Genomic DNA, 25921 nt, shown 5'->3' with positions numbered 1-25921 from the left:
CCGTTCGGCCGCTCCATAGCCTGTCGCGCGCCGCGGCTGAAATGGAATCACGGCCGGGGGCCTCCGCCGAGGTTCTTCCCCAGCACCGCCACGATGATCAGGATGAAGGCGCCCAGCCGCAGCAGGTAGATCCCGCTCTGGTTCTCGCTGGCGATGTCGAGCAGGACCGGCAGGGCCTGGTTGAGGGCCATCAGCCAGAAGGCGCCCGCGAAGGCCAGGAACAGGGCGTCGCGGGTCCGCGTCCAGAACCGCAGGAAGAAGGCGCCGGCCACCACATAGCCCAGGGCGATGGCGCCGCTCACGAAGGCGATCAGGACGGGGGTCATTCGGCCTCCCGGATGAAGCCGAACAGCAGGACGCCGATGGCCGCCAGCGCGCTGGCGTGGCGCAGGGGCCGGAAGTCGATGTCGGGGAACACCACCAGGTCGGCCACGAGGAACAGGTTGTTCAGGGCCAGGAAGGCGAAGCACAGGGCGGTCCACAGCAGCAGGCTGGTCCGCGCCCGCAGATAGGCGCGCGCCAGCAGGCCCGCGCACGCCAGGCTGGTGGCCAGGCACAACAGGTAGACGGCGGTCGGCGCGGTCACTTGGGGTCCCTCTTGATCCGGAAGGCGTCGGCCAGGGCCTGCATCCTGTCGGGCGGGGTGACGATGGCGTTGATCACCGCCACCGACCGCTCACGATAGGCATGGTCGAGTTCGTCGCAAAGCCGCGCCAGGGCCGGGGCGGCCGGCTCGAACCGGTAACGCCCGTCCTCCGTCCGCAAGACCAGGCCCGCGCGCTCGAAGCGGGCCAGGTTGTCGCCGACGATGCTGGTGGAGGCGCGCAGCTCGCCGAGCAGCTCCTCGACGCCCCAGGCGCGCTCGGGCGACCGGCGCAGGAGCAGCAGCAGCTCCAGCGCCCAGACGGACCTCACATTCTCCCGAATGAAGCCCAGAAGGTCCTGATCCACCGACACGCCGCGCGTCTTCCCCCCGCCGAAGGCCGCGGAAGCTAGGCCGGCCAGCCGATTTTCTCAGCTCAAAATCTGTTGTTCGCGAGAAGGGAACCGTTTTTCACCGAAGGGCGTTTCGCGCAATAGGGCGGGGGTGCGTGCCGCTTTGAGGGGGAGATGTCGGTCCGCGGAGGCGCGGCGCCATGGACCTCGGCGCGCCGTCCCGCGGGTTCGCACCGTTCGGGGGAAACATGCCTGCATCTGCCACCCTTCAAACCACCTCCAAGTCCCGCCGCGCCAATGGCCGGGAGCCCCTGGGCCTGGAGACCCGGGAGCTGCTTGCGGCCCTGCGCGCCTTCCGGCGCGGGGACTTCTCGGTTCGCCTGCCGCGCGGGCTGGACGGCGCCGACGGGGAGATCGCCGAGGCGTTCAACGAGGTCGTCGAGCTCAATGACCGCATGACCAAGGAGTTCGAGCGGCTCGGCGACGTGGTGGGCAAGCAGGGCAAGATCAATCACCGCGCCAAGCTGCCGGCGGCCACCGGCTCCTGGGCCGCCAGCGTCGACGCGGTCAACACACTGATCACCGACATGGTCCACCCCACCGCCGAGATGGCCCGGGTGATCGGCGCGGTGGCCAAGGGCGACCTCTCCCAGACCATGGACCTGGAGAACGAGGAGCGGCCCCTGCGCGGGGAGTTCCTGCGGATCGGCAAGGTGGTGAACACCATGGTGGGCCAGCTCGGCTCCTTCGCCTCCGAAGTGACGCGGGTGGCGCGCGAGGTCGGCACCGAGGGCAAGCTGGGCGGCCAGGCGCAGGTGCGCGGGGTGACCGGCGCCTGGAAGGACCTCACCGACAACGTGAACTTCATGGCCGCCAACCTGACCGGCCAGGTGCGCAACATCGCCGAGGTGACCACCGCGGTGGCCAACGGCGACCTGTCGAAGAAGATCACCGTGGACGTGAAGGGCGAGATCCTGGAGCTGAAGTCCACGATCAACACCATGGTCGACCAGCTCAACTCCTTCGCCTCGGAAGTGACCCGGGTGGCCCGCGAGGTGGGCACCGAGGGTAAGCTGGGCGGTCAGGCACAGGTGAAGGGGGTGGCCGGGACCTGGAAGGAGCTCACCGACAACGTGAACCTGATGGCCGGCAACCTCACCGGCCAGGTCCGCAACATCGCCGAGGTGACCACCGCCGTGGCCCGCGGCGACCTGTCGAAGAAGATCACCGTCGACGTGAAGGGCGAGATCCTGGAGCTGAAGAACACCATCAACATCATGGTGGACCAGCTGAACGCCTTCTCCTCCGAAGTGACCCGGGTGGCGCGGGAAGTGGGCACCGAGGGCAAGCTGGGCGGTCAGGCCCGCGTGGAGGGCGTCACCGGCGCCTGGAAGGATCTGACCGACAACGTGAACTTCATGGCCGGCAACCTGACCGGCCAGGTCCGCAACATCGCCGAGGTGACCACCGCCGTCGCCAACGGGGATCTCTCAAGAAGATCACCGTGGACGTGAAGGGCGAGGTGTTGGAGCTGAAGAACACCATCAACATCATGGTGGACCAGCTGAACGCCTTCTCCTCCGAAGTGACCCGGGTGGCGCGCGAGGTGGGTACGGAAGGCAAGCTGGGCGGCCAGGCCCAGGTCCGCGGGGTCGGCGGCACCTGGAAGGACCTCACCGACAATGTGAACATGATGGCCGCCAACCTGACCGGCCAGGTCCGCAACATCGCCGAGGTGACCACGGCGGTGGCCATGGGCGACCTGTCCAAGAAGATCACCGTCGACGTGAAGGGCGAGATCCTGGAGCTGAAGAACACCATCAACACCATGGTGGACCAGCTGAACGGCTTCTCCTCCGAAGTGACCCGGGTGGCCCGTGAAGTCGGCACCGAGGGCAAGCTGGGCGGTCAGGCCCAGGTGAAGGGGGTGGGGGGCACCTGGAAGGAGCTCACCGACAATGTGAACCTGATGGCCGGCAATCTCACCGGCCAGGTCCGCAACATCGCCGAGGTGACCACCGCCGTCGCCAACGGGGATCTCTCCAAGAAGATCACCGTCGATGTGAAGGGCGAGATCCTTGAGCTGAAGAACACCATCAACACCATGGTGGACCAGCTGAACGGCTTCTCCTCGGAAGTGACCCGGGTGGCGCGCGAGGTGGGCACCGAGGGCAAGCTGGGCGGTCAGGCCCAGGTGAAGGGCGTGGCCGGGACCTGGAAGGAGCTCACCGACAACGTGAACTTCATGGCCGCCAACCTCACCGGCCAGGTCCGCAACATCGCCGAGGTGACCACGGCCGTCGCCATGGGCGACCTGTCCAAGAAGATCACCGTCGATGTGAAGGGCGAGATCCTTGAGCTGAAGAACACCATCAACACCATGGTGGACCAGCTCAACTCCTTCTCCTCCGAAGTGACCCGCGTGGCGCGTGAAGTCGGCACCGAGGGCAAGCTGGGCGGTCAGGCCCAGGTGAAGGGGGTGGCCGGGACCTGGAAGGAACTCACCGACAACGTGAACCTGATGGCCGGCAACCTGACCGGCCAGGTCCGCAACATCGCCGACGTCACCACCGCGGTGGCCAAGGGCGACCTGTCGAAGAAGATCACCGTGGACGTGCGCGGGGAGATCCTGGAGCTGAAATCCACCATCAACACCATGGTGGACCAGCTCAACGGCTTCGCCTCGGAAGTGACCCGGGTGGCGCGTGAAGTGGGCACCGAGGGCAAGCTCGGCGGCCAGGCCCAGGTGCCTGGCGTGGCCGGGACCTGGAAGGACCTCACCGACAATGTGAACATGATGGCCGCCAACCTGACCGGCCAGGTGCGCAACATCGCCGACGTGGTGACCGCGGTGGCCGAGGGCGACCTGAAGCGCAAGCTGACCCTGGACGCCAAGGGCGAGATCGCCAGTCTGGCCGACACCATCAACGGCATGATCGAGACGCTCGCCACCTTCGCCGACCAGGTGACCAACGTGGCCCGAGAGGTGGGGATCGAGGGCAAGCTCGGCGGCCAGGCCCGGGTGCCCGGCGCGGCGGGCCTGTGGCGCGACCTCACCGACAACGTGAACGAACTGGCCGCCAACCTGACCACCCAGGTCCGCGCCATCGCCGAGGTGTCCACCGCGGTGACCAAGGGCGACCTGACGCGCTCCATCACCGTCGAGGCCTCGGGTGAGGTGGAGGAGCTGAAGAACAACATCAACGAGATGATCCGCAACCTAAAGGATCAGACCTTCAAGAACACCGAGCAGGACTGGCTGAAGACCAACCTGGCCCGCTTCACCCGCATGCTGCAGGGCGAGCGCGACCTCTCCACGGTGTCGAACCTGGTGCTGTCGGAACTGGCCCCCCTGATCAACGCCCAGCACGCGGTCTTCTACGTCACCGACACCGACGAGGAGGGCCAGGACATCCTGACGCTGGCCGCCAGCTACGCCTTCAACAACCGCAAGCACCTGGCCAGCCAGTTCCGCCTGCGGGAGGGCCTGATCGGCCAGTGCGCGGCCGAGAAGTCCCGCATCCTGCTCACCAACGTCCCCAAGGACTATGTGCAGATCAGCTCGGGCCTCGGCGAGGCCGCGCCGCTGAACATTATCGTCCTGCCCGCCCTCTTCGAAGGCGACGTCAAGGCGGTGATCGAGCTGGCCACCTTCGGCGAGTTCAACGAGACTCAGCAGGCCTTCCTCGACCAGCTGATGGAATCCATCGGCATCGTGCTCTCCACCATCGCGGCCAACATGCGCACCGAGGGGCTGCTCAAGCAGTCCCAGCTGCTGACCTCCGAGCTGCAGGCCCAGCAGGAGGAGCTCACCAAGACCAACGACCGGCTGGAACAGCAGGCCGCCTCCCTGCGCCAGTCGGAGGAGCTGCTGCGCACCAAGCAGGACGAACTTCAGCAGACCAACGCCGAGCTGGAGGAGAAGGCCCACCTGCTCTCGTCCCAGAACACCCAGGTGGAGGCCAAGAACCGCGAGGTGGAGCAGGCCAAGATCGCGCTCGAGGAAAAGGCCGAGCAGCTGGCCCTGACCTCGAAGTACAAGTCGGAGTTCCTGGCCAATATGAGCCACGAGCTGCGCACGCCGCTCAACAGCCTGCTGATCCTCTCCAAGCTGCTGGCCGACAACAGCCAGGGCAATCTGTCGGACAAGCAGGTGGAGTTCGCCAAGAACATCCACGACGCCGGCGCCGACCTGCTGGGCCTGATCAACGACATCCTCGACCTGTCGAAGATCGAATCCGGCACCACCACCCTGGACATCAGCGAGATGTCCTTCGCCGGGCTGAGCGATCAGGTGGACCGCACCTTCTCGCAGATCGCCAGCAACAAGCGGCTCGACTTCATCATCGACATCGACCCGGCCCTGCCGCGCTCGATGCTCACCGACGACAAGCGGCTGCAGCAGATCATCAAGAACCTGCTCTCCAACGCCTTCAAGTTCACCGAGACGGGCCATGTGAAGCTGAAGGTCAGCCGCGCGGTCTCCGGCTGGAGCCTGGCCAACGACCATCTCAACACCGCCGGCCAGGTCCTGGCCTTCGCGGTGGAGGACAGCGGCATCGGCATCCCGGAGGAGAAGCAGCGGATCATCTTCGAGGCCTTCCAGCAGGCCGACGGCACCACCAGCCGCAAGTATGGCGGCACGGGCCTGGGCCTCTCCATCAGCCGCGAGATCACCCGCCTGCTGGGCGGCGAGCTGCGGGTGGACTCAAGGCCGGGCCAGGGCTCGACCTTCACCCTGTTCCTGCCCCTGAACTTCAGCCCCGCCCAGGCCCCGGCCGCCACGCGCAATCTGCCCAGCCCGCCGCGCGCCCTGACGCCCCTGTCCCTGCCGGAGTCCTCGGCCGAGCCGGTGGCCGACGACCGCGACACCATCGCCGAGGGGGATTCGGTGGTGCTGATCGTCGAGGACGACCCGCGCTTCTCGGCCATCCTGCTGACCATGGTGCGCGACTCCGGCTCCAAGGGCGTGGTGACCGCCGAGGGCGGGGCCGTGCCCTCGCTCGCCCGCCGGTTCTCGCCGGACGCCATCATGCTCGACCTCGGCCTGCCCGACATGGACGGCCTGGCCCTTCTGGATCTGCTCAAGCGCACCAGCGAGACCCGGCACATCCCGGTCCATGTGATCTCCGCCGACGACCAGCGAGGCCTGGGCCTGTCCATGGGCGCCTTCGGCTTCACCCACAAGCCGGTGGAGCGCGAGGAGGTGGTCTCGACCCTGCGCGAGGTGAAGAGCTTCGTGGAGAAGGATGAGCGCCACCTGGTCCTGGTGGGCGGCGAGGGGGAGGCGGCCGACACCCTGCGCGACTGCTTCGCGGGCATGGAGCTGTCGGCTGACCTGGCCGGCGTCCTGGCCCGCGACCCGGACGAACGGCCCGAGGCTCTGGTGATCGACGTCAGCGCCGTCGCGGCGGCCGAGACCGTGGATCTGCTGAAACAGGCCCGCGGCCCGATCAATCCGGTGGTGATCTACGCCCCGGAGGAGCTGGCGCCGGAGGTGGAGCGTCGCCTGCGGCTGGCCGTGTTCGGCGGTCTGGCGCGGCTGGCCCGGACCCTGGACCAGCTCGTCGACCAGGTCTCGATCCTGCTGCACGAGCCGGTGGAGCGGCTCTCCGATCCGGCCCGCGCCAAGCTCGGCCAGGTCCGCAACGAGGACGCCATCCTGGCCGGCCGGAAGATCGTGGTCATCGACGACGACATCCGCAATATCTTCTCCCTGGCCAGCGCCCTGGAGGAGTACGGGGTGGAGATCTCCTACGCCGAGAGCGGCCGCGCGGGGCTGGAGATCCTGGGCGAGCGCGACGACATTGACGTCGTCCTGGTGGACATCATGATGCCGGACATGGACGGCTACGAGACCATCCGCGAGATTCGCGCCCGCCCGGGGATGTCGGACCTGCCCATCGTGGCTGTGACCGCCAAGGCCATGAAGGGCGACCGGCAGAAGTGCATCCAGGCCGGGGCCTCGGACTATGTCTCCAAGCCGGTGAACATCGACCACCTGGTCTCGGTGCTGCGAGTCTCGATCCAGCGTGGTGACGCCCAGCGCCTGGCCGCCGACCCCGTCATATCCCTCATTCCCCAGGCCGGGTGAGCGCGTGAGCCACTCCATCCCCCTGCGTCCCGGCCGTCTTCGAAGCGCCGACCCGCCGCCGCCGGACATGGAGGCGCCGCTGCGGGCCAAGGTGCTGATCGTCGACGACGATGAGCGCAACGCCTACGCCGCGGTCCACGCCCTGGAGGCGCTGGGTCACGACCTGGTGGTGGCGCGCTCGGGCGACGAGGCCCTGCGCAAGATCCTGGAGGACGAGTTCGCGGTTATCCTGCTGGACCTGCACATGCCCGGCATGGACGGCTTCGAGACCGCCAGCCTGATCCGCCAGCGCAAGCGCACCAACCGCACCCCCATCGTCTTCGTGACCGCCATCTTCCGCGACGAGGCGCACGTCTTCCAGGCCTACTCGGCCGGGGCCGTGGACGTGGTGTTCAAGCCGGTTGACCCCTTCATCCTGCGCTCCAAGGTCACCGTCCTGGTGGACCTCTATCTGAAGACCGAGGAGGTGAAGCGTCAGGCGGCCTACCGCCAGTGGCTGCTGGACGAGAACGCCCGCATCCAGGCGGCCAAGGCCTCGACCGAGCGCGCCCTGCGCCGCACCGAGGCCCGCCAGGAGGCCATCCTCCGCTCACTGCCGGTGGTCTTCCACTCCCGCCGGGCCGAGGCCCCCTTCGAGGTGCTGTTCGTCAGCGAGTCGGTGTTCGACATCACCGGCTACACCGCCGAGGAGATGATGTCGGCCCCGGACTTCGGCTCCAGCCGCATCCATCCCGACGACCTCGACATGGTGGTGGAGAAGGTCTCGGCCGCGACCCGCACGGGGTCCTATGCCGTGGAGTTCCGCTGGCTCTGCGCCGACGGGACCTATCGCTACCTGCAGGATCAGGGGGTCCTGGCCCCCGGCGAGGACGGGGAGACCCGCGAGCTGTTCGGCGTCATCCTCGACGCCACCGACCGCCGCAGCCTGGAGGAGCAGCTCGCCCAGGCCCGCAAGATGGAGGCCGTCGGACAGCTCACCGGCGGGGTGGCCCACGACTTCAACAACCTGCTGACGGTGGTGCTGGGCAATGTCGACATCATGGGCCGCAAGGTGGAGGACGAGGACCGACGCGCCCGTCGGATCGACGCCATCCGTCAGGCCGCCGAGCGCGGCCGCGACCTGACCCGCCAGCTCCTGGCCTTCTCGCGCCGCCAGCAGCTCACCCCGGTCACCCTCGACGTCAACGCCCTGATCCGCAACTTCACCCCCCTGCTGCGCCAGGCCGCCGGCGAGGCCATCGACCTGGAGCTGGCCCTGCAGGAAGACGAGCTGCGCGCCCACGTCGACCCCACCCAGCTGGAGACCGCCCTGCTGAACCTGGCGGTCAACGCCCGCGACGCCATGACCGGCGGCGGCCGCCTCACCCTGGGCAGCCGCCGGGTGACCGACCTGGACGGCCAGGCCGGCGACTGGGTCTGCATCGAGGTCCGCGACACGGGCCACGGCATGGAGCCGGAGATCCGCGCCCGGGTCTTCGAGCCCTTCTTCACCACCAAGGAGGTGGGCAAGGGCTCGGGCCTGGGGCTCTCCCAGGTCTACGGCTTCGTCAGCCAGTCGGAGGGCCATGTGCGCATCGACAGCGCGCCGGGGGCCGGGTCCACCTTCCGCCTGCTGCTGCCGGCCACCCAGGCCCCGGCCCAGGCGGTGCTTGGTCCGACCCCGGTGACCGAGTTGCGCGGCGGCGGCGAGCGCCTGCTGGTGGTGGAGGACGATCCCCAGGTCCTGGCCCTGACCCAGGACATGCTGGTGGGGCTGGGCTACCAGGTGGAGACCGCCACCAACGCCCGCGACGCCCTGGAGATCCTGGAGCGCCGGCCGGAGATCGAGCTGCTGTTCTCCGACGTGGTCATGCCGGGCGGGCTGAGCGGGGTGGACCTGGCCCGCGCCGCCCGCGAGCGGCGGCCCGACCTGCGCATCCTGCTCACCTCGGGCTTCGTCGGCGAGGGCGCCGTGCTGGAGACCGACGAGTTCCCCCTGCTGGACAAGCCCTACGAGGCGGCCGGCCTGATGGCCAAGCTGCATCGGGTGCTCAAGGCCAAGCCCCGGCGCCGCAAGGCCGCCGGCGGCAGGGCGGTGGCGGCTACGGCCTAGGCAGAAGCGGTCGCCCGCCGCGAAAAGCGCCTCGGCGTGCTTTCCTCGCCCGCCGGGATCGTGGCTCTATGCCGCCACCATCCAGGGGGAATCGTCTCGACCATGCGCCGCCAACTCGCCTGCCTCGCCGCCGTCGCGAGCCTTGCCGCCGCGGGGGCGGCCCAGGCCGCCGACCTGCTGATCTTCGGCGGGCCGATCTATACCGGGGTCGACAGCGCCCCCAAGGTCGAGGCCCTGGTGGTCCGCGACGGCAAGGTGGCCTTCGCCGGCGCCCTGGCCCAGGCCCGCAAGACCGCCGCCAAACCCCAGGCCATCGACCTGAAGGGCGCCGCGGCCTATCCGGGCTTCGTCGACGCCCACGGCCACCTGATGGGCATCGGCTTCCGGGAGATGACCCTGAACCTGGAGGGGACCCTCTCCATCGCCGAGATGACCGCCAAGGTGAAGGCCTGGTCCCTGGCCCATCCGGGGCCCGAGGTGCTGTCGGGACGCGGCTGGATCGAGACCCACTATCCGGAGAAGCGTTTCCCCACCCGCGCCGACCTCGACGCCGTGGTCTCCGACCGCCCGGTGGTCCTGACCCGGGCCGATGGCCACGCCCTGGTGGCCAATTCGAGGATGCTGGCCCTGGCCGGGGTGACCCGCGACACCCCCGACCCGGCCGGCGGCCAGATCCTGCGCGACGCGGCGGGCGAACCCACCGGCATGCTGATCGACAACGCCAAGGCCCTGGTCACCTCCAAGGTCCCGCCGCCGTCACCGGCCCAGATGCGCGAGGCCGCCCGGCGCGCCGTCGACCTGTATGCGTCGCGCGGCTGGACCGGCATCCACAGCGTCAGCGTGGCGGCGGCCGACGTCGCCATCCTGAAGGACATGGCCGCGGCCGGGACCCTGCCGATCCGGGTCGACAACTTCATGGACCTGGCCTCGGCCGGCGACCTGCTCACCACCGGCCCCTCCGCCGACCCCACCGGCCTGGTCCGCATCGACGGGATCAAGATGTACATGGACGGGGCGCTGGGCTCGCGGGGCGCGGCCCTGCTGGCGCCCTATGACGACGCGCCGGGCACGGGCCTGCTGCTGACCCCCGCCGACGTGATCGCCAGGACCCTGGCGGCGGCGCGCAAGTCCCACGCCCAGATCGCCATCCACGCCATCGGCGATCGCGGCAACCGCCTGGTGCTGGACGCCTTCGAGACCGCCTTCGACGGCGATCCCGCCGCGCTGCGCGCCGCCCGCTGGCGGATCGAGCACGCCCAGGTCATCTCCCCCACCGACATCCCGCGCTTCGCCGACGACGGCGTCATCGCCTCGATGCAGCCCTCCCACGCCATCGGCGACCTCTATTTCGCCCCGGCCCGCCTGGGGGCGGCCCGGCTGAAGGGCGCCTATGCCTGGCATGACCTGCTGACCAGCGGCGCCCCCATGGCCATCGGCACCGACGCGCCGGTGGAGAAGGGCGATCCCCTCGTCGAGTTCTACGCCGCGACCTACCGCCACGACCTCAAGGGCTACGCTGGTCCCGACTGGGGCCTGGACGAGGTTCTGACTCGGCCCCAGGCCCTGGCCCTGATCACCAGGGGCGCGGCCTACGCCGTGTTCCGGGAGAAGGACCTGGGGGATCTGTCGGTGGGCAAGGCCGCCGACCTCTCGGTCTTCTCCGTCGACCTGATGACTGCGCCGTTCCCCGAGATCGCCAAGGCCCACGCGGTGATGACCATCGTGGGGGGCAAGGTGGTCTATCGTGTGCATTAGGATAACTGCGGCCAGCCTGGCCTTGCCGGAGCCGGAGCGGCGCCCACCTCTGGCGCCATGAGCACCCTGCGCAGGCCCTTCGGCCAGAACTACGCCTTCGTGGTCGCCGCGGCGATCTTCGTCGCCCTGCTGGCCGCCGCCGGCCTGCGCTCGGCGCCCGGCGTCCTGATCCTGCCCCTGGAGCACGCCTTCGGCTGGAGCCGCGCCACGGTCTCGACGGCGGCGGCGGTGGGCATATTCCTCTACGGCCTGACCGGGCCCTTCGCCGCGGCCCTGATGCAGTCCTTCGGGGTGCGCAGGACCGTGACCCTGGCCCTGCTGCTGATGGCGGTCTCCACGGGCCTGTCGTCGATGATGACGGAGCCCTGGCAGTACATCGCCACCTGGGGCGTGTTCGCCGGCTTCGGCTCGGGCGCGGTGGCCATGGTGCTGGGGGCCACGGTGGTGAACCGCTGGTTCGTGGCGCGGCGCGGCCTGATGATGGGCCTGCTGACGGCCTCGACGGCCACCGGGACCCTGATCTTCCTGCCGGCCATGGCCTGGCTGGCCGAGACCGCCGGCTGGCGGCCGGTGGTGCTGACCGTGGCCGCCGTCACCGGGATCCTGGCGCCCATCCTGTGGTTCGTCCTGCCGGAGAAGCCCGCCGACATCGGCCATCTGCCCTATGGCGCGCCGGCCGACTACGAACCCCCGCCGCCCCCGGCCAACGGGGCGCTCAGCGTCGCCTTCGGGGCCCTGGCGCGGGCGTCGAGGACGCGGACCTTCTGGCTGCTGTTCCTGGGCTTCTTCGTGTGCGGCCTCACCACCAACGGCCTGGTGGGGGTGCATTTGATCGCGCTCTGCGGCGACCACGGGGTGGCCGAGGTCCAGGCCGCGGGCCTGCTGGCCATGATGGGGCTGTTCGACCTGGTGGGCACCACGCTGTCGGGCTGGCTCACCGACCGCTACGACCCGCGCAAGCTGCTGTTCGTCTACTACGCCCTGCGCGGCCTTTCCCTGATCGTCCTGCCCTATACCGACTTCTCCATCGTCAGCCTCGGCGTCTTCGCGGTCTTCTACGGCCTGGACTGGATCGCCACCGTGCCGCCGACGGTGCGCCTGGCCACCGAGACCTTCGGCGACCGCGACGGCCCCATCGTCTTCGGCTGGATCGCCGCCGGCCACCAGGCGGGCGCCGCGACGGCCGCCGTCACCGCCGGGATCATCCGCACGATGCAGGGCAGCTATCTGGAGGCCTTCGTCCTGGCCGGCGCCGCGGGCTTCCTGGCCGCCGCCGCCTCCCTGATGATCCGCCGCGGCGCCGTGGCCCAGGCTGTCTAGGCCAGGGCCTCGTCCACGAGGTTCGGGAACACCTTAGCGACCTTCCCAAGCAGGTAGTCGCCATAGGTCCCCTCGAAGTCGTGCACGCTGGCGCCGTCCCAGCGACCCTCCGCGCCTGTCACCGCCTCCGCGCCGGGAAGGGGGACCATCCGGGCGGTGAAGTCGGGGTCGAAGAACAGCGGGAAGGACAGCCGGTCCTGGCCGCTGACATTGCGCACCCGGTGTGGGGTCGAGCGGTAGCGGCCGCCGGTCAGCCGCTCCAGCATGTCGCCGATATTGCAGACCAGGGCGCCCTCGAGGGGCGGCGCCTCGATCCAGCCGCCGGGCGCCTTGACCTGCAGCCCCCCGTGCGCGTCCTGGGCCAGCAGGGTCAGCAGGCCGTAGTCGGTGTGCTCGCCGACCCCCCAGGACCGGCTCCAGTCCTCGCCGCCCGGCCCCAGGGCCGGATAGTGGAAGATGCGGAACAGCACGGTCGGCGCGCTTGTGTAGGCGTCGCGGAAATAGTCGTCGTCGAGGCCGAGGCTTAGGGAAAACCCCTCCATGAGCGCCGCCGCCGCCCGGGTCGCGCCGGCCATATAGGCCTCGGCGGCGACCTTCAGGCCGGGCAGGGCGGCGGGCCAGAGATTGGCGCCGTGCATCGGCAGGCGGGCCTTCACGCGGGGATGGTCGGCGGTCAGGTCGATCCCCAGATAGAGCCCCTCCTTCAGGTCCGGCACGCCGGAGGTCAGCTCCCCGCCCACCGGGAAGAAGCCCCGCCAGGCCCGTCCGCCGCGCGCCATGTCGATCGCCAGCTTCTCCTCGAGCGGCAGGGCGAAGAACCGCCGGCTCTGGGCCTCCAGTTCGCGCTGCGTCTCCAGCCCGATCCCGTGGCCGGTGAGGTAGAAGAAGCCGTGCGCCTCGCAGGCCCGGGCGATCTCGTGCGCCACCCGCGCCCGGCCCGCCGCGTCGCCGCGGTCGAACAGGGCGCCCATGTCGATGACGGGGAGGGTCTCCATCAGGCGGCCGGCGCGGGCCGGGCGCGCTGGTTGTACAGCAGCTTCATGCGGCGCTCGCGCTCCTCGGGCGTGACCGTCGCCGGATCCTCCGGCGGGCCGGCGGTGACCGCCATGCCCTTCACTACCGCGGGGCGGGCCGACATCGTGTCCCACCAGCGCTTGAAGTATTTGAACTCGCCCATGTCGATCCCCTGCAGCTCCCAGCTGGCGGTCCACGGGTAGGAGATCATGTCGGCGATCGTGTAGTCGTCGCCGGCGATCCAGGGCCGGTCATAGAGGCGGTTGTTGAGCACGCCGTAGAGCCGGTGGACCTCGTCGTTGAACCGCCGCTGGGCGTAGGACTGGTCGCCGTGCTTGGGATCGACCCGGCTGAAGTGGCCGCGCTCCCCGGTCTTGGGACCCTGATTGGCCATCTGCCAGACGACCCACTGGTTGACCTCGTACTTGCCGCGCACGTCCTGCGGCCAGAAGCGCCCGAACTTCTCCGCCAGGTACATCATGATCGAGCCCGACTCGAACACGCTCAGCGGCGGCCCGCCGTCGGCCGGTTCGTTGTCCACCAGCACCGGCATGCGGTTGTTGGGGCCGATCTTCAGATAGGCGTCGGTGAACTGGTCGCCCTTGCCGATGTTCACCGGCACGATGTTGTAGGGGACCCCCAGCTCCTCCAGCAGGATGGTCACCTTCTTGCCGTTGGGGGTGGGCCAGTAGTGGAGATCGAGCATGGGGCCGCCTCGTCAGGATTTTCCGGCGCCAAGCCTAGGCGCGGACCCCGCTGCCTCAACCCCACAAAATCTGAAAACCGGCCCAGCCTGAACGCAAACGGGCCCCCGACGATGCCGGGGGCCCGAAGCGTCATCGGCGAAGGACGCCGATGTCAGGGGTCTCAGTAGCCGCGCGGACGGTCGTCGCGGTCACGACGGTCGAGGCGGATATTGGCGGCCACGGTGTCCAGCTTGGCCTGGATGATCGCGGCGTCGCGGCGGCCGAGCTGGCCGTTGCGGTAGTGACGCATGCCGCGTTCCTGGCGGCTGATCATGTTGAGCGAGCGCAGGGCCGTATTGGCCTCGGCGCGCGACAGGGAGCCGTCGTTCATGCCGGTGCGGATGCGCTGCTCCAGCCAGGCGGTGCGGCCGCGGATATCCTGCGGGGCGCTGGCCCAGCCGGAATTGGCCTCGTAGCTGGCGTTCTGGCCATAGGCGCCGGCCGCGGGGGCGGTGGCGATCCAGCGGCCCTGGGCGTCGTAATAGCCCGTGGCCGGACCGGCGCGCCAGCGACCGTTGGTGTCGTAATAGCCGGGCTGGGCGTCGGCGACCCACATGCCGTTGGCGGCGCGGTGACCGGCGGGTTGGCCGGAGATCCAGCGGCCGTTGGAGTCATAACGACCCGTGGCCGGACCGGCGATCCAGCGCCCGTTGCCGTCGTAGTAGCCGCTGGCCGAGGCGCCGACCCACTGGCCGTTGGCGTCGTAATAGCCGCCGGCCGAGGCCGGGACGTAACGGCCGTTGCGGTCATAGTAGCCGCTGGCCGAGGCCGCGGTGTTGGCGGCGATCCAGCGGTTCTGGTTGTCGTAGTAGCCGTTCGGGGCGCCATCGACCCAGCGGCCGTCACGGTCGTAATAGCCGGCCGCGCTGGCCTGATCGACGGTGTTGGCGTGCCAGGCGCCATTGGCGTCGTAGTAGCCGTAGGCGTTGGCGCTGGTGCAGTTGGAGCGCGACTTGGCGATCTGGTTGCCCGCGATCGCGCCGCCGATGGCGCCGATCACCGAGCCCTCGGTCTTGGCGCCGTGGCCGGCGACCTGGCTGCCGAGGATGGCGCCGAGGCCGGCGCCGATCACGGTGCCGGCGACGCGGTTGTTGTTGGGTTCGCAGGTCTGTTGCGCCAGGGCGAAGGTGGGCAGCAGGGCGGCCGCGGCGATGCCGGCGGCGAGAAGGGTCTTACGCATTGTGGTGAAGCTCCTGGATTGGACATGTGTCCGTCCGTCGGAGGCTCAACGCGATGACGTGGTGGAGGTTCCGGACCCCGTCGCCCACGTCGCGCCGAATAAGTCATTATTCGTCAGAGGGAACCGGCGGGCAGGTGCTAGAGTGCGTTTGCCGACATAACCGGTCGCTTGCGGAAATAAGCCGCAATTGGGCGGTCTCCTAACTCTCTCGAATGCGAGTCGCATTCTTTAGGTCAATGCTGTCCGGCCAAACCGACGACGTTGGCGTCTTCGGCTCTGACCGCCTCGGCCGAAGGAAATCCGATCGCCAACATCCTGATCGTCGAAGACGACGTCTTTGTCCGCGAGATCGCGGGCCTGATCCTCGAAGACCTGGGCCACGTCACGGCCCAGGCTGGCGACATGAGCGAGGCCCTCGGCTTCCTGAACTCCGCCCAGCCCTTCGACGCCATGTTCTCCGACATCCGCCTCAAGACGATGTCGTCGGGCGGCTACGACCTGGCCGACCGCGCCGTCGGCCTGCGGCCCCTGCTGCGCGTGCTCTACACCACCGGCAACACCCTGACCGACGGGATGCGCGCCCGGTTCGTGGAGGGCGCCCGCTATCTCCAGAAGCCCTACAGCGAGAAACAGCTGCAGGACTCCGTCACCCAGCTCCTCGCCGACTGATCGCCGACCGACGCCAGACCCCGGCGCGCGAACGCCCTATAGCCACGGGACAGAACAGCATCGAAACTCAACGCCTCGAGGCCCGCTCCCGCCTCGCCGTCGCGCAGGCCGCCGACGACACCATGCGCGAGCAGGCCGAGGAGGCCCTGCTGAAGGCCGGCGCCCTGCAGAGCGCGATCTTCAACAGCGCCAACTTCTCCAGCATCGCCACCGACGCCAATGGGGTGATCCAGATCTTCAATGTCGGCGCCGAGCAGATGCTGGGCTACGCCGCCGCCGAGGTGATGAACAAGATCACCCCGGCCGACATCTCCGATCCCCAGGAGCTGATCGCCCGGGCCGAGGAGCTGAGCATGGAGCTCGGAACTCCCATCACCCCGGGGTTCGAGGCCCTGGTGTTCAAAGCCTCGCGCGGCATCGAGGACATCTACGAGCTGACCTATATCCGCAAGGACGGCAGCCGCTTCCCGGCCGTGGTCTCGGTCACCGCCCTGCGCGACGTCCGCGGCGACATCATCGGCTACCTGCTGATCGGCACCGACAACACCGCCCGCAAGCAGGCCGAGGAAGCCCTGCTGAAGGCCGGCGCCCTGCAGAGCGCGATCTTCAACAGCGCCAACTTCTCCAGCATCGCCACCGACGCCAATGGGGTGATCCAGATCTTCAATGTCGGCGCCGAGCAGATGCTGGGCTACGCCGCCGCCGAGGTGATGAACAAGATCACCCCGGCCGACATCTCCGATCCCCAGGAACTGATCGCCCGAGCCGACGAGCTGAGCATGGAGCTCGGAACTCCCATCACCCCGGGGTTCGAGGCCCTGGTGTTCAAGGCCTCGCGCGGCATCGAGGACATCTACGAGCTGACCTATATCCGCAAGGACGGCAGCCGCTTCCCGGCCGTGGTCTCGGTCACCGCCCTGCGCGACGTCCGCGGCGGCATCATCGGCTACCTGCTGATCGGCACCGACAACACCGCCCGCAAGCAGGTGGAGGAGGAGCAGAAGAAGTCGGACCAGAAGCTGCGGGATCAGCAATTCTACACCCGCTCCCTGATCGAATCGAACATCGACGCCCTGATGACCACCGACCCGTCGGGGATCATCACCGACGTGAACCGGCAGATGGAGGCGCTGACCGGCTGCACCCGCGACGAACTGATCGGCGCGCCCTTCAAGGACTACTTCACCGACCCGCGCCGGGCCGAGGCGGCGATCAAGCGTGTGCTGCGCGAGAAGTCGGTCACCGACTACGAGCTGACCGCGCGGGCCCGCGACGGCGTCCAGACGGTGGTGTCCTACAACGCCACCACCTTCTACGACCGCAACCGCAAGCTGGAGGGGGTGTTCGCCGCCGCCCGCGACGTCACCGAGCGCAAGCGGTTCGAGGCCGAACTGCAGCAGGCCCGCGCCGTGGCCGAGAGCGCCAGCCGCACCAAGTCCGACTTCCTGGCCAGCATGAGCCACGAGATCCGCACGCCGATGAACGCGATCATGGGCATCGCCGACCTGCTGGCCAAGACCTCGCTCACCGCCGAGCAGGACAAGTACGTGCAGATCTTCCGCCGCGCCGGCGACAACCTGCTCAACCTGATCAACGACATCCTGGACCTCTCCAAGGTCGAGGCCTCGCAGCTGGAGCTGGAGCAGACCGGCTTCCGGCTCAACGACCACCTCGAGAAGGTGATCGAGATCGTCGCCGGCCGGGCTCAGGAAAAGGGCCTGACTCTCGACTGGGTGATCGCCTCGGACGTTCACCTGGACCTGGTGGGGGATCCCACCCGCCTGCGTCAGGTCCTGCTCAACCTGCTGGGCAACGCCATCAAGTTCACCGAGACCGGCGGGGTCAGCCTGCGGGTGGAGCTCGACACCGAGTCCTCCAGCCCCACCGCCCTGCGGTTCGTGGTCACCGACACCGGCATCGGCATCCCGCAAGACAAGCTCGGGCGGGTGTTTGAACGCTTCACCCAGGCCGACTCCTCCACCACCCGCCGGTTCGGCGGCTCAGGCCTGGGCCTGACCATCTGCAAGCGCCTGGTGGAGCTGATGGGGGGGCGCATCTGGGCCCAGAGCGAGATGGGCACGGGCAGTGTCTTCACCTTCACCGCCCCGCTCGAGGTCTGGGCCGATGTCGACCGCCCGGTCCTCGAACAGGCGGGGGAGGGGACCCAGGCGCCCCTGCCGCCCCTGCGCATCCTGCTGGCCGAGGATTCCCCCGACAACTGCACCATCACCCTGGCCTATCTGGAGGACACCCCCTACCAGGTGGAGATCGCCGAGAACGGCGCCGTGGCCTGCGAGATGTTCGCCGCCGCCCGCTACGACCTGGTGCTGATGGACCGCCAGATGCCGGTGATGGACGGCCTGGCCGCCACCCGGACCATGCGCGCCTTCGAGCTGGCCAACGGTCGCGCTCCGACCCCGATCGTGGCCCTCACCGCCGCGGCCCTGAAGGGCGACCGCGAGACCTGTCTGGCGGCCGGTTGCACCGCCTTCCTCACCAAGCCCATCAAGCAGGACGTGCTGCTGCGGGCGATCCGCGAACAGGCGCCCGCCGCGGCCGCTCCGCCAGCGCGGGATCCTGCGGCCCTGGCCCGCAAGATCGCCGCCCGCGTCCCGGCCTATCTTCGCAACTGCCGTCAGAGCGCCGCCGCCATCCTCGAGGCCCTCGACGGCGGGGATTTCGAGACCGTCACCATCCTGGGCCACAACATGCGCGGTTCAGGCCTGGCCTATGGCTTCCAGGCCATCACCGACCTCGGCGCGGCCCTGGAAGCCGCCGCGGAGACCGCCGACCTCGCCGCCGCCCGTCAGGGGCTCACCGACCTCACGGCCTGCCTCGACCGCGCCGAGGCGGTGGCGGCCTAGAGGCTCGCCACGAAGTCGTCGACCTCCCGGTCGGTCCGCAGCCGCACCACCGGAATCTCGGCTCCGTACTGCGCCCGCGCCGCCTCGATGCGGGGCCGGTTACGGCGATTGAAGCCCCAGATGAACCGCAGCACGGTGAGCAGATCGCCGGGCCGGTGCATCTCGCCGGCCCGGAACACCCGGGAGATGGCCCGCCAGGCGCAGACCAGCCGCGGCCGCTCCAGCCACACCACCAGGTCGGCGCGGGGCAGGCGGATATCGAAGGTCACGGCGGCGAAGTTCCCGTCGCTGACCCAGGCTTCGCCGGCGTGCAGACGGGCCAGGGTGTCGCGGAACTCCGGAGTCGTCTGGGACCGTGCGCGCCAGATCTCGTCCAGGTCGATCAGCGGCGCCGCGGTCGCGGCCGCGAGGCGCCGCGCCAGGGTGGTCTTGCCGGCGCCGGCGCAGCCCAGGAGGATGATGCGGGTCATGCCCGACACATAGCCGGGCGGCGGAGGCGGGCCTAGGCCATCGTCACCGGCAGCTTCAGGAACACCCGGCCCGCGGCCGAGGCCTGGGGCAGGGCGCCGGCGCGTATGTTCACCTGCAGGGCGGGCAGGATCAGGGTCGGCGGGGCCAGGGTGGCGTCGCGGGCGTGGCGCATGGCCACGAAGGCGGCCTCGTCGACGCCCTCGTGAGCGTGGACATTGTGGTCGCGTTCGTCGGCCACCGTGGTCTCCCACCTGGGCTCCGTGCGCCCCTCCGGCAGGTAGTCGTGGCCCACGAAGACGCGGGTCTCCGGCCGCAGGGCCAGGATCTTCTGGATGGACCGGTAGAGGGTGGTGGCGTCGCCGCCGGGGAAATCGGCCCGCGCGGTCCCGTAGTCGGGCATGAACAGGGTGTCGCCGATGAAGGCCGCGTCGCCGATCAGGTAGGTGACGCAGGCCGGCGTGTGGCCGGGCGTGTGCAGGACCGAGATGGTCAGGTCCCCCAGAGGGAGTTCGTCCCCCTCCCGCACCAGCCGGTCGAAATCGCCGCCGGCGGGCTTCAGGTCCTCGACCTCGAACAGCGGGGCGAAGACCTTCTGCACCTGGGTGATCTCGGCGCCGATCACCACCGGCGCCCCGGTCCGGCGGCGGATGTGGTCGGCGGCCGACAGGTGGTCGGCGTGGGCGTGGGTCTCCAGAACATAGGCGAGCTTCAGGCCTTGCTCGGCGATGGCGCCTAGCACGGCGTCGGCTGAGCCGGTGGAAAGCCGGGCGCCCTTGGGCTCGAAGTCCAGAACCGGGTCGATGATCGCGGCCGCCTTGGTCGCGGGATCGGACACCAGATAGGTGGCGGTCGAGGTGGCGGGATCGAAAAAGGCCTGAACCCTGGGTGTCATGAAAGGAGCCTCCAATGGCGCTGGCACGTACATAAGCATTTGCTAATTTAGAATCAACTGATATATAGGAGCCATGGTCGATCTCGCGAACTTCGACATCACCCTGTTCCAGCCCCGGGCCGCCGAGGCGGCGAAGCTGCTGCGCGCGCTCGGCAACGAGCGGCGCCTTCTGATCCTGTGTCAACTGGGGGACGGTGAGCGATCGGTGGGGGAGCTCCAGCCCCGCGTCGGTCTGTCCCAGTCGGCCCTGTCCCAGCATCTGGCGGTGCTGCGCGAGGAGGGGATCGTCGCCACCCGCCGCGACGCCCAGACCATCTGGTACCGGATCGCCGACCCCGCCGCGATGCGGGTGGTGGCGACCTTGGCGGAGATCTTCTGTCCGCCCGAAGGCGAGGCGATCTGACCATGGACCTACCGATACTCAGCCTGGTCCTCGCCGTCGTCGGCGGGGCGGTGATCGGCCTGCTGCTCTCGGTGTTCGGGGGCGGGGGCTCGGTCCTGGCCACGCCCCTGCTGCTCTATGTGGTCGGCGTGCGCGATCCTCACGTCGCCATCGGCACGTCGGCCGCCGCCGTGGCGGTGAACGCCCTGGTGGGTCTCGGCGCCCAGGCCCGGGCCGGCCGGGTGAAGTGGCGCTGCGCGAGCGTGTTCGCCGTCTCCGGCCTGATCGGCTCCCTGATCGGCGCCCACCTGGCCAAGCAGATGGACGGCGGCGACCTGGTCCTGTGGTTCGCCGTGGCCATGGCCGCGGTGGGGGGCTCCATGCTGATCCCGCGCAAGGCGGCGGGCGATCCCTTCGTGACCCTCACCCCGGCGCTCACCGCCAAGCTGGCGCCGCTGGGCCTGCTCGTGGGCCTGGCAGCCGGCTTCTTCGGGATCGGCGGCGGCTTCCTCATCGTGCCGGGCCTGATGGCGGCCACCGGCATGACCATGGCCCATGCGGCGGCCTCGTCCCTGGTCTCGGTGGTGCTGTTCGGGGCGGCCACCAGCGCCAGCTACGCGGTCTCCGGCCAGATCGACTGGGCGGTCTTCCTGGCCCTGGTGGCGGGCGGCGGCCTCGGCGCCCTGGCTGGCGGCCCCGTCGCCAACGCCCTGGCCGATCGGGCCGCCATCGCCCGCCGGGTCTTCGCCCTCTTCGTCATCGCCACCGCGGCCTATGTCGCTCTGCGCGCCCTCCACATCCTGGGCTAGCCCCTGGCGCGGCCCTGCGACATAAGGCGGGACATCCTCGGCGCGGAGACCTCCCATGAAGCTCTTCTATTCCCCGGCCTCGCCCTATGCCCGCAAGGTCCTCGTCGTCGCCCAGGAGCTGGGGATCGCCCTGGAGGTGGTGCAGGTCAGCGCCAATCCCGCCGGCGCCCCCGACCCGGCGCTGGCCGCCGCCAATCCCCTGGCCAAGATCCCGGCCCTGCTGCGCGATGACGGCGTGGCGATCCATGACAGCCGGGTGATCTGCGAGTACCTCGACAGCCTGGCCGACAAGCCCCTCACGCCCCCGGCCGGCGAGGCCCGCTGGTCGGTGCTGACGGAGGTGTCGGCCGCCGACGGCCTGCTGGATGCGGCGCTGCTGGCCCGCTACGAGGTCGCCCTGCGCCCCGAGCCCCTGCGCTGGCCAGACTGGCTGGCCGGCCAGGTGGGCAAGATCGACCGTGCCTTGGACCTCTTCGAGACGGGTCGCCGCGACGCCGAGAACCCCAGCCTGGCCGACATCGCCATCGCCTGCGCCCTGGGCTATCTGGACTTCCGCTTCGCCGACCACGACTGGCGCGCCGGCCGCCCGAAGCTGGCCGCCTTCTTCGCCGCCATCTCGCAGCGCCCCTCGCTGAAATCCACCGCACCGGCCTGACCCAACGGCAGGGCGAAACCCTGTTATCCTGTGTCCGCGGCGGCCGACCCAAGAGCCGCGCACGACCGGAGGACAGACGACCATGGCCCACGACGCCGCCTCGATGAACGCCCTGCTGGCCAAGCAGAAGGCCGCCCACCTGCGCGACGGCGCGCCCACCGCGCAGCAGCGGATCGCGCGGATCGACCGCTGCATCGGCCTGCTGATCGACAACCGCAAGGCGATCGAGGACGCCCTCAACACCGACTTCGGCTCCCGCTCGCGGGAGGCCACAGCCTTCACCGACATCGCCGGCTCGATCGGGCCCCTGAAGCATGCCCGCGACAACCTCACCAAGTGGATGCGGCCCGAGAAGCGCAAGACCACTCCGGCGATCCTGGGCCTGTTCGGCGCCAAGGCCGAGGTCCGCTTCCAGCCCAAGGGCGTGGTGGGGATCATCAGCCCCTGGAACTTCCCGGTGAACCTGACCTTCGCGCCCCTGGCGGGCGTGCTCGCCGCCGGCAACCGCGCCCTGATCAAGCCCTCGGAATTCACCCCGGCCACGTCGGAGCTGATGGCCACGATGTTCGCCAGCGTCTTCTCCGAGGAGGAGATCGCGGTGATCACCGGCGGGCCCGAGGTGGGCCAGGCCTTCTCCGACCTGGCCTTCGACCACCTGATCTTCACCGGGGCGACCTCCATCGCCCGCCATGTGATGAAGGCGGCGTCGGCTAACCTAGTGCCGCTGACCCTGGAGCTGGGGGGCAAGAGCCCGGTGATCCTGTCCAAGTCCGCCGACATGGCCACCGCGGCGGCCCGGGTGATGAACGGCAAGACCCTCAACGCCGGCCAGATCTGCCTGGCGCCCGACTATGTCATGGCCCCCAGGGACCAGTTGGAGGACTTCATCGGCCACGCCCAGGGCGCGGTGGCCAAGATGTTCCCCACCATCCGCGACAACCCCGACTACACCGCCATCGTCGCCGACCGGCACTATGACCGCATCAAGGGCTATGTGGACGAGGCCCGCGCGCGGGGCCTGCGCGTCATCGAGATGAAGCCCGAGGGCGAGGACCTGACCCAGCAGGAGCACCGCAAGATCGCGCCGACCCTGATCATCGACCCCACCGACGACATGAAGGTCATGCAGGAGGAGATCTTCGGGCCCGTCCTGCCGGTGAAGACCTATGGCGGCCTCGACGAGGCCATCGCCTATGTGAACAGCCACGACCGGCCGCTGGGCCTCTACTATTTCGGAGACGACGCCGCGGAGAAGGAGAAGGTCCTGGCCGGCACCACCGCCGGCGGGGTGACCATCAACGACGTGATCTTCCATGTCGCCCAGGAGGAACTGCCCTTCGGCGGCGTCGGCCCCTCGGGCATGGGCAGCTATCACGGGGTCGACGGTTTCCGCGAGTTCAGCCACCGCAAGTCCATCTACACCCAGATCAAGAAGGACATCGGTCCCCTGCGGCAGATGCGCCCGCCCTACGGCCCCGGCATCCGCAAGTATCTGGACGGCGCGATGAAGCGCTAACCCCTCGGGGTCTTCAGGGATTGCAGCGCCCGCTCGTGGGCGTAGGCGGCCACATCGGCCAGGGCGGCCTGGAGGGCGACCCGCACGCTCTCCAGGCGCACGGCGCCCTCGGTCTCGGCGGTCTCGCAGGCGTCTCCCAGGGCGAAGGCCCCAACCCCGCGGGCCGCGCCCTTGATGGTGTGCACCGCGTCGAGCCAGCCCTCGCTGGTCGCGTCGAGCATCGTCGACCACATCGCCGCCTGTTCCCGGAACAGGGCCAGCACCTCGTCGATCACCTCGGCGTCGCCCGCGGCGAAGTCCTCGAGGAAGCCAAAATCCACCGCGCCGGTGAGGTCTCGCCTGGCCAAAAAATTCGTCCCCTTACCCGCCTTGCTTTCGGCGAGGCTTCAAGTATGTTCCGCGCCCTTGCCGCCAAGCCCCTCGCGGGACTCGAACGGTACGGGTGCATAGCTCAGTTGGTAGAGCAGCTGACTCTTAATCAGCGGGTCGTAGGTTCGAATCCTACTGCACCCACCATTCGCTTGGTGGACGAACCTCTTCAAATTCTTCTGACCGCCAGGGCCGCCTCCGCGCCGCCCTGAAGCACGTCTGTGTCTGGCGCGGCCGGCCGCCATACTCTATCTTCTAAGACGCGGCGCGGTCCGGGGCGGGCACGTGCTTGTATTCTTTGATGATTAGGTCTGAGGCCATTTGAATGACGACTGCGACCACGGCGGATCGCCAACCCATCGACAAGAAGGCCCTGCTGGCCAAGTACATCGCCGAGCGCGACAAGCGCCTGCGAGCCGACGGCAACGCCCAGTATCTTCAGGTGAAGGGCAATCTGGCCCACTATCTCGACGACCCCTACACCCCGCGCGTCGAACGCGAGCCCAAGACCGACCACGTCACCTTCGCCTTCGTCGGCGGCGGCTTCGCGGGCCTGGTGACCGGGGCCCGTCTGGTGGAGCAGGGCGTCACCGACGTGCGCATCATCGAGAAGGGCGGCGACTTCGGGGGCACCTGGTACTGGAACCGCTATCCGGGCGCCCAGTGCGACACCGCCTCGATGATCTACATGCCCCTGCTCGAAGAGACCGGGCATATGCCGACGGAGAAGTACGCCCACGCGCCGGAGATTCTCGAACAGTGCCAGCGCATCGGCAAACAGTACGGCCTCTATGACAACGCCCTCTTCCACACCGAGGTGGAGGACCTGTCGTGGGATGACGCCAACTCCCGTTGGGTGATCTCCACCAACCGCGGCGACCGCTTCACCGCCAGCTTCATCGGCCTGGGCACCGGGCCGCTACACGTGCCCAAGCTGCCGGGCATTCCGGGGATCGAGAGCTTCAAGGGCCATTCGTTCCACACCAGCCGGTGGGACTACGACTATACCGGCGGCGACCCCAAGGGCGCCAAGATGGAGAAGCTGGCCGACAAGCGGGTGGCGATCATCGGCACCGGCGCCACCTCGGTGCAGGCCGTGCCGCACCTGGCCAAGGCCTGCCAGCAGCTCTACGTCGTCCAGCGCACGCCCTCCTCGGTGGATGTGCGCGCCAACAGGCCCATCGACCCGGAATGGTTCGCCTCCATCGCCACCCCGGGCTGGCAGCAGCGCTGGCTGGAGAATTTCACCGCCAACCAGGCCGGCGGGAACGCCGAGGAGGACCTGGTCCAGGACGGTTGGACCGACCTGTCGCGCCGCATCCGCGCCAAGATCGCGCAGCTGCCTAGCGAGGACCTGACCCCGCAGAAGATGCTGGCGGCCTATGAGGACAGCGACTTCGAGAAGATGGAGGAGATCCGCGCCCGCGCCGAGGCCATCGTCAAGGACCGCGAGACCGCCGAGAACCTCAAGGCCTGGTACCGCCAGCTCTGCAAGCGGCCCTGCTTCCACGACGCCTATCTGCAGGCCTTCAACGAGCCCAGCACGACCCTGATCGACACCGACGGCCAGGGCGTTGAGCGCATCACCGAAAAGGGTTTCGTGGTGGCCGGGGTCGAGCACGAGGTCGACTGCATCATCTACGCCTCGGGCTTCGAGGTGGGCACCGAGTACAAGCGCCGCGCCGGCTTCGACCTGGCCGGCCGCGACGGCCTGAAGCTGTCGGAAGCCTGGGGGGAGGGCATGAAGTCCAAGCACGGCATTCACGTGCACGGCTTCCCCAACGCCTTCTTCGTCCAGCCCACCCAGGGCGCCAACCTGATCTCCAACGTGCCCCACAACCTGACGGAGTCGGGCCGCACCATCGCCATGACCGTCAAGCACGCCCTGGACGTCGGCGCCAAGCAGGTGGAGGTGACCCAGGAGGCCCAGGACGCCTGGGTCCAGCTGCTGCTCACCGGCATGGGCCGCATGATGGGCGCGCCCGACTGCACGCCGGGCTACTACAACAACGAGGGCCAGGATCCCGGCCCTGCGGCCAAGCTGAACGTCGGCTATCCGGCCGGCGCCACGGCTTTCTTCAAGTACATCGACACCTGGCGCAATTCCGGCCAGTTCGAGGGCCTGGCCTTCCGCTGAGCTTTCGAAGCCCGGCCCCC

General features: G+C 69.2%; 21 protein-coding genes and 1 tRNA gene. 13 read left to right on the top strand and 9 right to left on the bottom strand.

Features of this window, described 5'->3' with window-relative positions; translation table 11 throughout:
• Positions 1-47 precede the first annotated feature (47 nt).
• Genes ACO06I_RS08730 through ACO06I_RS08720 form a run of 3 tightly spaced genes read right to left on the bottom strand, consistent with a single transcriptional unit; the run spans position 48 to position 957 of the window.
• On the bottom strand, positions 48-326 hold the full coding sequence (locus ACO06I_RS08730; RefSeq protein WP_421932189.1) for a DUF5985 family protein: 279 nt from the start codon (positions 324-326) through the stop codon (positions 48-50).
• A complete protein-coding gene (locus ACO06I_RS08725) occupies positions 323-586 on the bottom strand; it encodes a DUF5985 family protein (RefSeq protein WP_421932188.1) in 264 nt (87 codons plus the stop codon). Before ACO06I_RS08725 ends, ACO06I_RS08730 begins: the two co-directional genes overlap by 4 nt.
• Positions 583-957, bottom strand: a complete 375-nt coding sequence (locus ACO06I_RS08720) for a hypothetical protein (protein ID WP_421932187.1) — start codon at positions 955-957, stop codon at positions 583-585. The genes ACO06I_RS08725 and ACO06I_RS08720 overlap by 4 nt, the downstream gene beginning before the upstream one ends.
• A gap of 227 nt (positions 958-1184) precedes the next feature.
• Here ACO06I_RS08720 and ACO06I_RS08715 point away from each other — a divergent pair, with 227 nt between their 5' ends.
• The 5 genes from ACO06I_RS08715 (at position 1185) to ACO06I_RS08695 (ending at position 12197) form a co-directional block, all read left to right on the top strand.
• On the top strand, positions 1185-2450 hold the full coding sequence (locus tag ACO06I_RS08715; RefSeq protein ID WP_421932186.1) for a HAMP domain-containing protein: 1266 nt from the start codon (positions 1185-1187) through the stop codon (positions 2448-2450).
• Positions 2441-7030, top strand: coding sequence for a HAMP domain-containing protein (locus tag ACO06I_RS08710; RefSeq protein ID WP_421932185.1), 4590 nt, complete (start codon positions 2441-2443; stop codon positions 7028-7030). The genes ACO06I_RS08715 and ACO06I_RS08710 overlap by 10 nt, the downstream gene beginning before the upstream one ends.
• Positions 7031-7034: 4 nt before the next feature.
• Positions 7035-9122, top strand: a complete 2088-nt coding sequence (locus ACO06I_RS08705; RefSeq protein ID WP_421932184.1) for a response regulator — start codon at positions 7035-7037, stop codon at positions 9120-9122.
• A gap of 102 nt (positions 9123-9224) precedes the next feature.
• On the top strand, positions 9225-10877 hold the full coding sequence (locus ACO06I_RS08700) for an amidohydrolase (protein ID WP_421932183.1): 1653 nt from the start codon (positions 9225-9227) through the stop codon (positions 10875-10877).
• A gap of 57 nt (positions 10878-10934) precedes the next feature.
• Positions 10935-12197, top strand: coding sequence for an MFS transporter (locus ACO06I_RS08695; protein WP_421932182.1), 1263 nt, complete (start codon positions 10935-10937; stop codon positions 12195-12197).
• On the opposite strand, the gene ACO06I_RS08690 is transcribed toward ACO06I_RS08695, so the two are convergent.
• From ACO06I_RS08690 to ACO06I_RS08680, 3 genes are all read right to left on the bottom strand, one after another.
• Complete coding sequence (locus ACO06I_RS08690; protein ID WP_421932181.1) at positions 12194-13192, bottom strand: isopenicillin N synthase family dioxygenase; 999 nt, start codon at positions 13190-13192, stop codon at positions 12194-12196. The two genes, ACO06I_RS08695 and ACO06I_RS08690, sit on opposite strands and share 4 nt — an antisense overlap.
• Complete coding sequence (locus ACO06I_RS08685; protein WP_421932180.1) at positions 13192-13917, bottom strand: glutathione S-transferase N-terminal domain-containing protein; 726 nt, start codon at positions 13915-13917, stop codon at positions 13192-13194. The genes ACO06I_RS08690 and ACO06I_RS08685 overlap by 1 nt, the downstream gene beginning before the upstream one ends.
• A gap of 161 nt (positions 13918-14078) precedes the next feature.
• Complete coding sequence (locus tag ACO06I_RS08680; protein ID WP_421932179.1) at positions 14079-15137, bottom strand: glycine zipper 2TM domain-containing protein; 1059 nt, start codon at positions 15135-15137, stop codon at positions 14079-14081.
• Between the two features lie 261 nt (positions 15138-15398).
• Between ACO06I_RS08680 and ACO06I_RS08675 the strand changes: the two genes are divergently transcribed.
• Positions 15399-15806, top strand: a complete 408-nt coding sequence (locus ACO06I_RS08675; protein WP_421932178.1) for a response regulator — start codon at positions 15399-15401, stop codon at positions 15804-15806.
• A 122-nt stretch (positions 15807-15928) separates the two neighbouring features.
• Positions 15929-18670, top strand: a complete 2742-nt coding sequence (locus ACO06I_RS08670; RefSeq protein ID WP_421932177.1) for a PAS domain S-box protein — start codon at positions 15929-15931, stop codon at positions 18668-18670.
• Here ACO06I_RS08670 and ACO06I_RS08665 read toward each other — a convergent pair.
• Both ACO06I_RS08665 and ACO06I_RS08660 read right to left on the bottom strand, forming a co-directional pair.
• Positions 18667-19140, bottom strand: a complete 474-nt coding sequence (locus tag ACO06I_RS08665; protein ID WP_421932176.1) for a hypothetical protein — start codon at positions 19138-19140, stop codon at positions 18667-18669. The two genes, ACO06I_RS08670 and ACO06I_RS08665, sit on opposite strands and share 4 nt — an antisense overlap.
• A 32-nt stretch (positions 19141-19172) precedes the next feature.
• Entirely contained in the window at positions 19173-20033 is an 861-nt protein-coding gene (locus tag ACO06I_RS08660; RefSeq protein WP_421932175.1) for an MBL fold metallo-hydrolase, read from the bottom strand.
• Positions 20034-20106: 73 nt separating this feature from the next.
• Between ACO06I_RS08660 and ACO06I_RS08655 the strand changes: the two genes are divergently transcribed.
• From ACO06I_RS08655 to ACO06I_RS08640, 4 genes are all read left to right on the top strand, one after another.
• Positions 20107-20436, top strand: a complete 330-nt coding sequence (locus ACO06I_RS08655; protein WP_421932174.1) for an ArsR/SmtB family transcription factor — start codon at positions 20107-20109, stop codon at positions 20434-20436.
• 2 nt (positions 20437-20438) lie between these two features.
• Positions 20439-21224 carry a sulfite exporter TauE/SafE family protein gene (locus ACO06I_RS08650; protein ID WP_421932173.1) on the top strand — a complete coding sequence of 262 codons (786 nt, stop codon included), beginning with the start codon at positions 20439-20441 and terminating at the stop codon, positions 21222-21224.
• 55 nt (positions 21225-21279) lie between these two features.
• Entirely contained in the window at positions 21280-21879 is a 600-nt protein-coding gene (locus ACO06I_RS08645) for a glutathione S-transferase family protein (protein ID WP_421932172.1), read from the top strand.
• A gap of 82 nt (positions 21880-21961) precedes the next feature.
• Complete coding sequence (locus ACO06I_RS08640) at positions 21962-23395, top strand: coniferyl aldehyde dehydrogenase (RefSeq protein WP_421932171.1); 1434 nt, start codon at positions 21962-21964, stop codon at positions 23393-23395.
• Here the strand turns inward: ACO06I_RS08640 and ACO06I_RS08635 are convergent.
• Positions 23392-23742 carry an Hpt domain-containing protein gene (locus tag ACO06I_RS08635; RefSeq protein WP_421932170.1) on the bottom strand — a complete coding sequence of 117 codons (351 nt, stop codon included), beginning with the start codon at positions 23740-23742 and terminating at the stop codon, positions 23392-23394. The two genes, ACO06I_RS08640 and ACO06I_RS08635, sit on opposite strands and share 4 nt — an antisense overlap.
• 93 nt (positions 23743-23835) lie before the next feature.
• Between ACO06I_RS08635 and ACO06I_RS08630 the strand changes: the two genes are divergently transcribed.
• Positions 23836-23911 (top strand) — tRNA-Lys (locus ACO06I_RS08630).
• 178 nt (positions 23912-24089) lie between these two features.
• Positions 24090-25901 (top strand): flavin-containing monooxygenase, encoded by a 1812-nt coding sequence (locus tag ACO06I_RS08625; RefSeq protein WP_421932169.1) that lies wholly within the window; start codon positions 24090-24092, stop codon positions 25899-25901.
• Positions 25902-25921 lie beyond the last annotated feature (20 nt).

This window comes from Phenylobacterium sp. (assembly GCF_965229015.1).
Taxonomy (GTDB): Bacteria; Pseudomonadota; Alphaproteobacteria; order Caulobacterales; family Caulobacteraceae; genus Phenylobacterium.
Note: the sequence above shows the minus strand (reverse complement) of the source record. Positions and strands in the feature narration are given on the sequence as shown.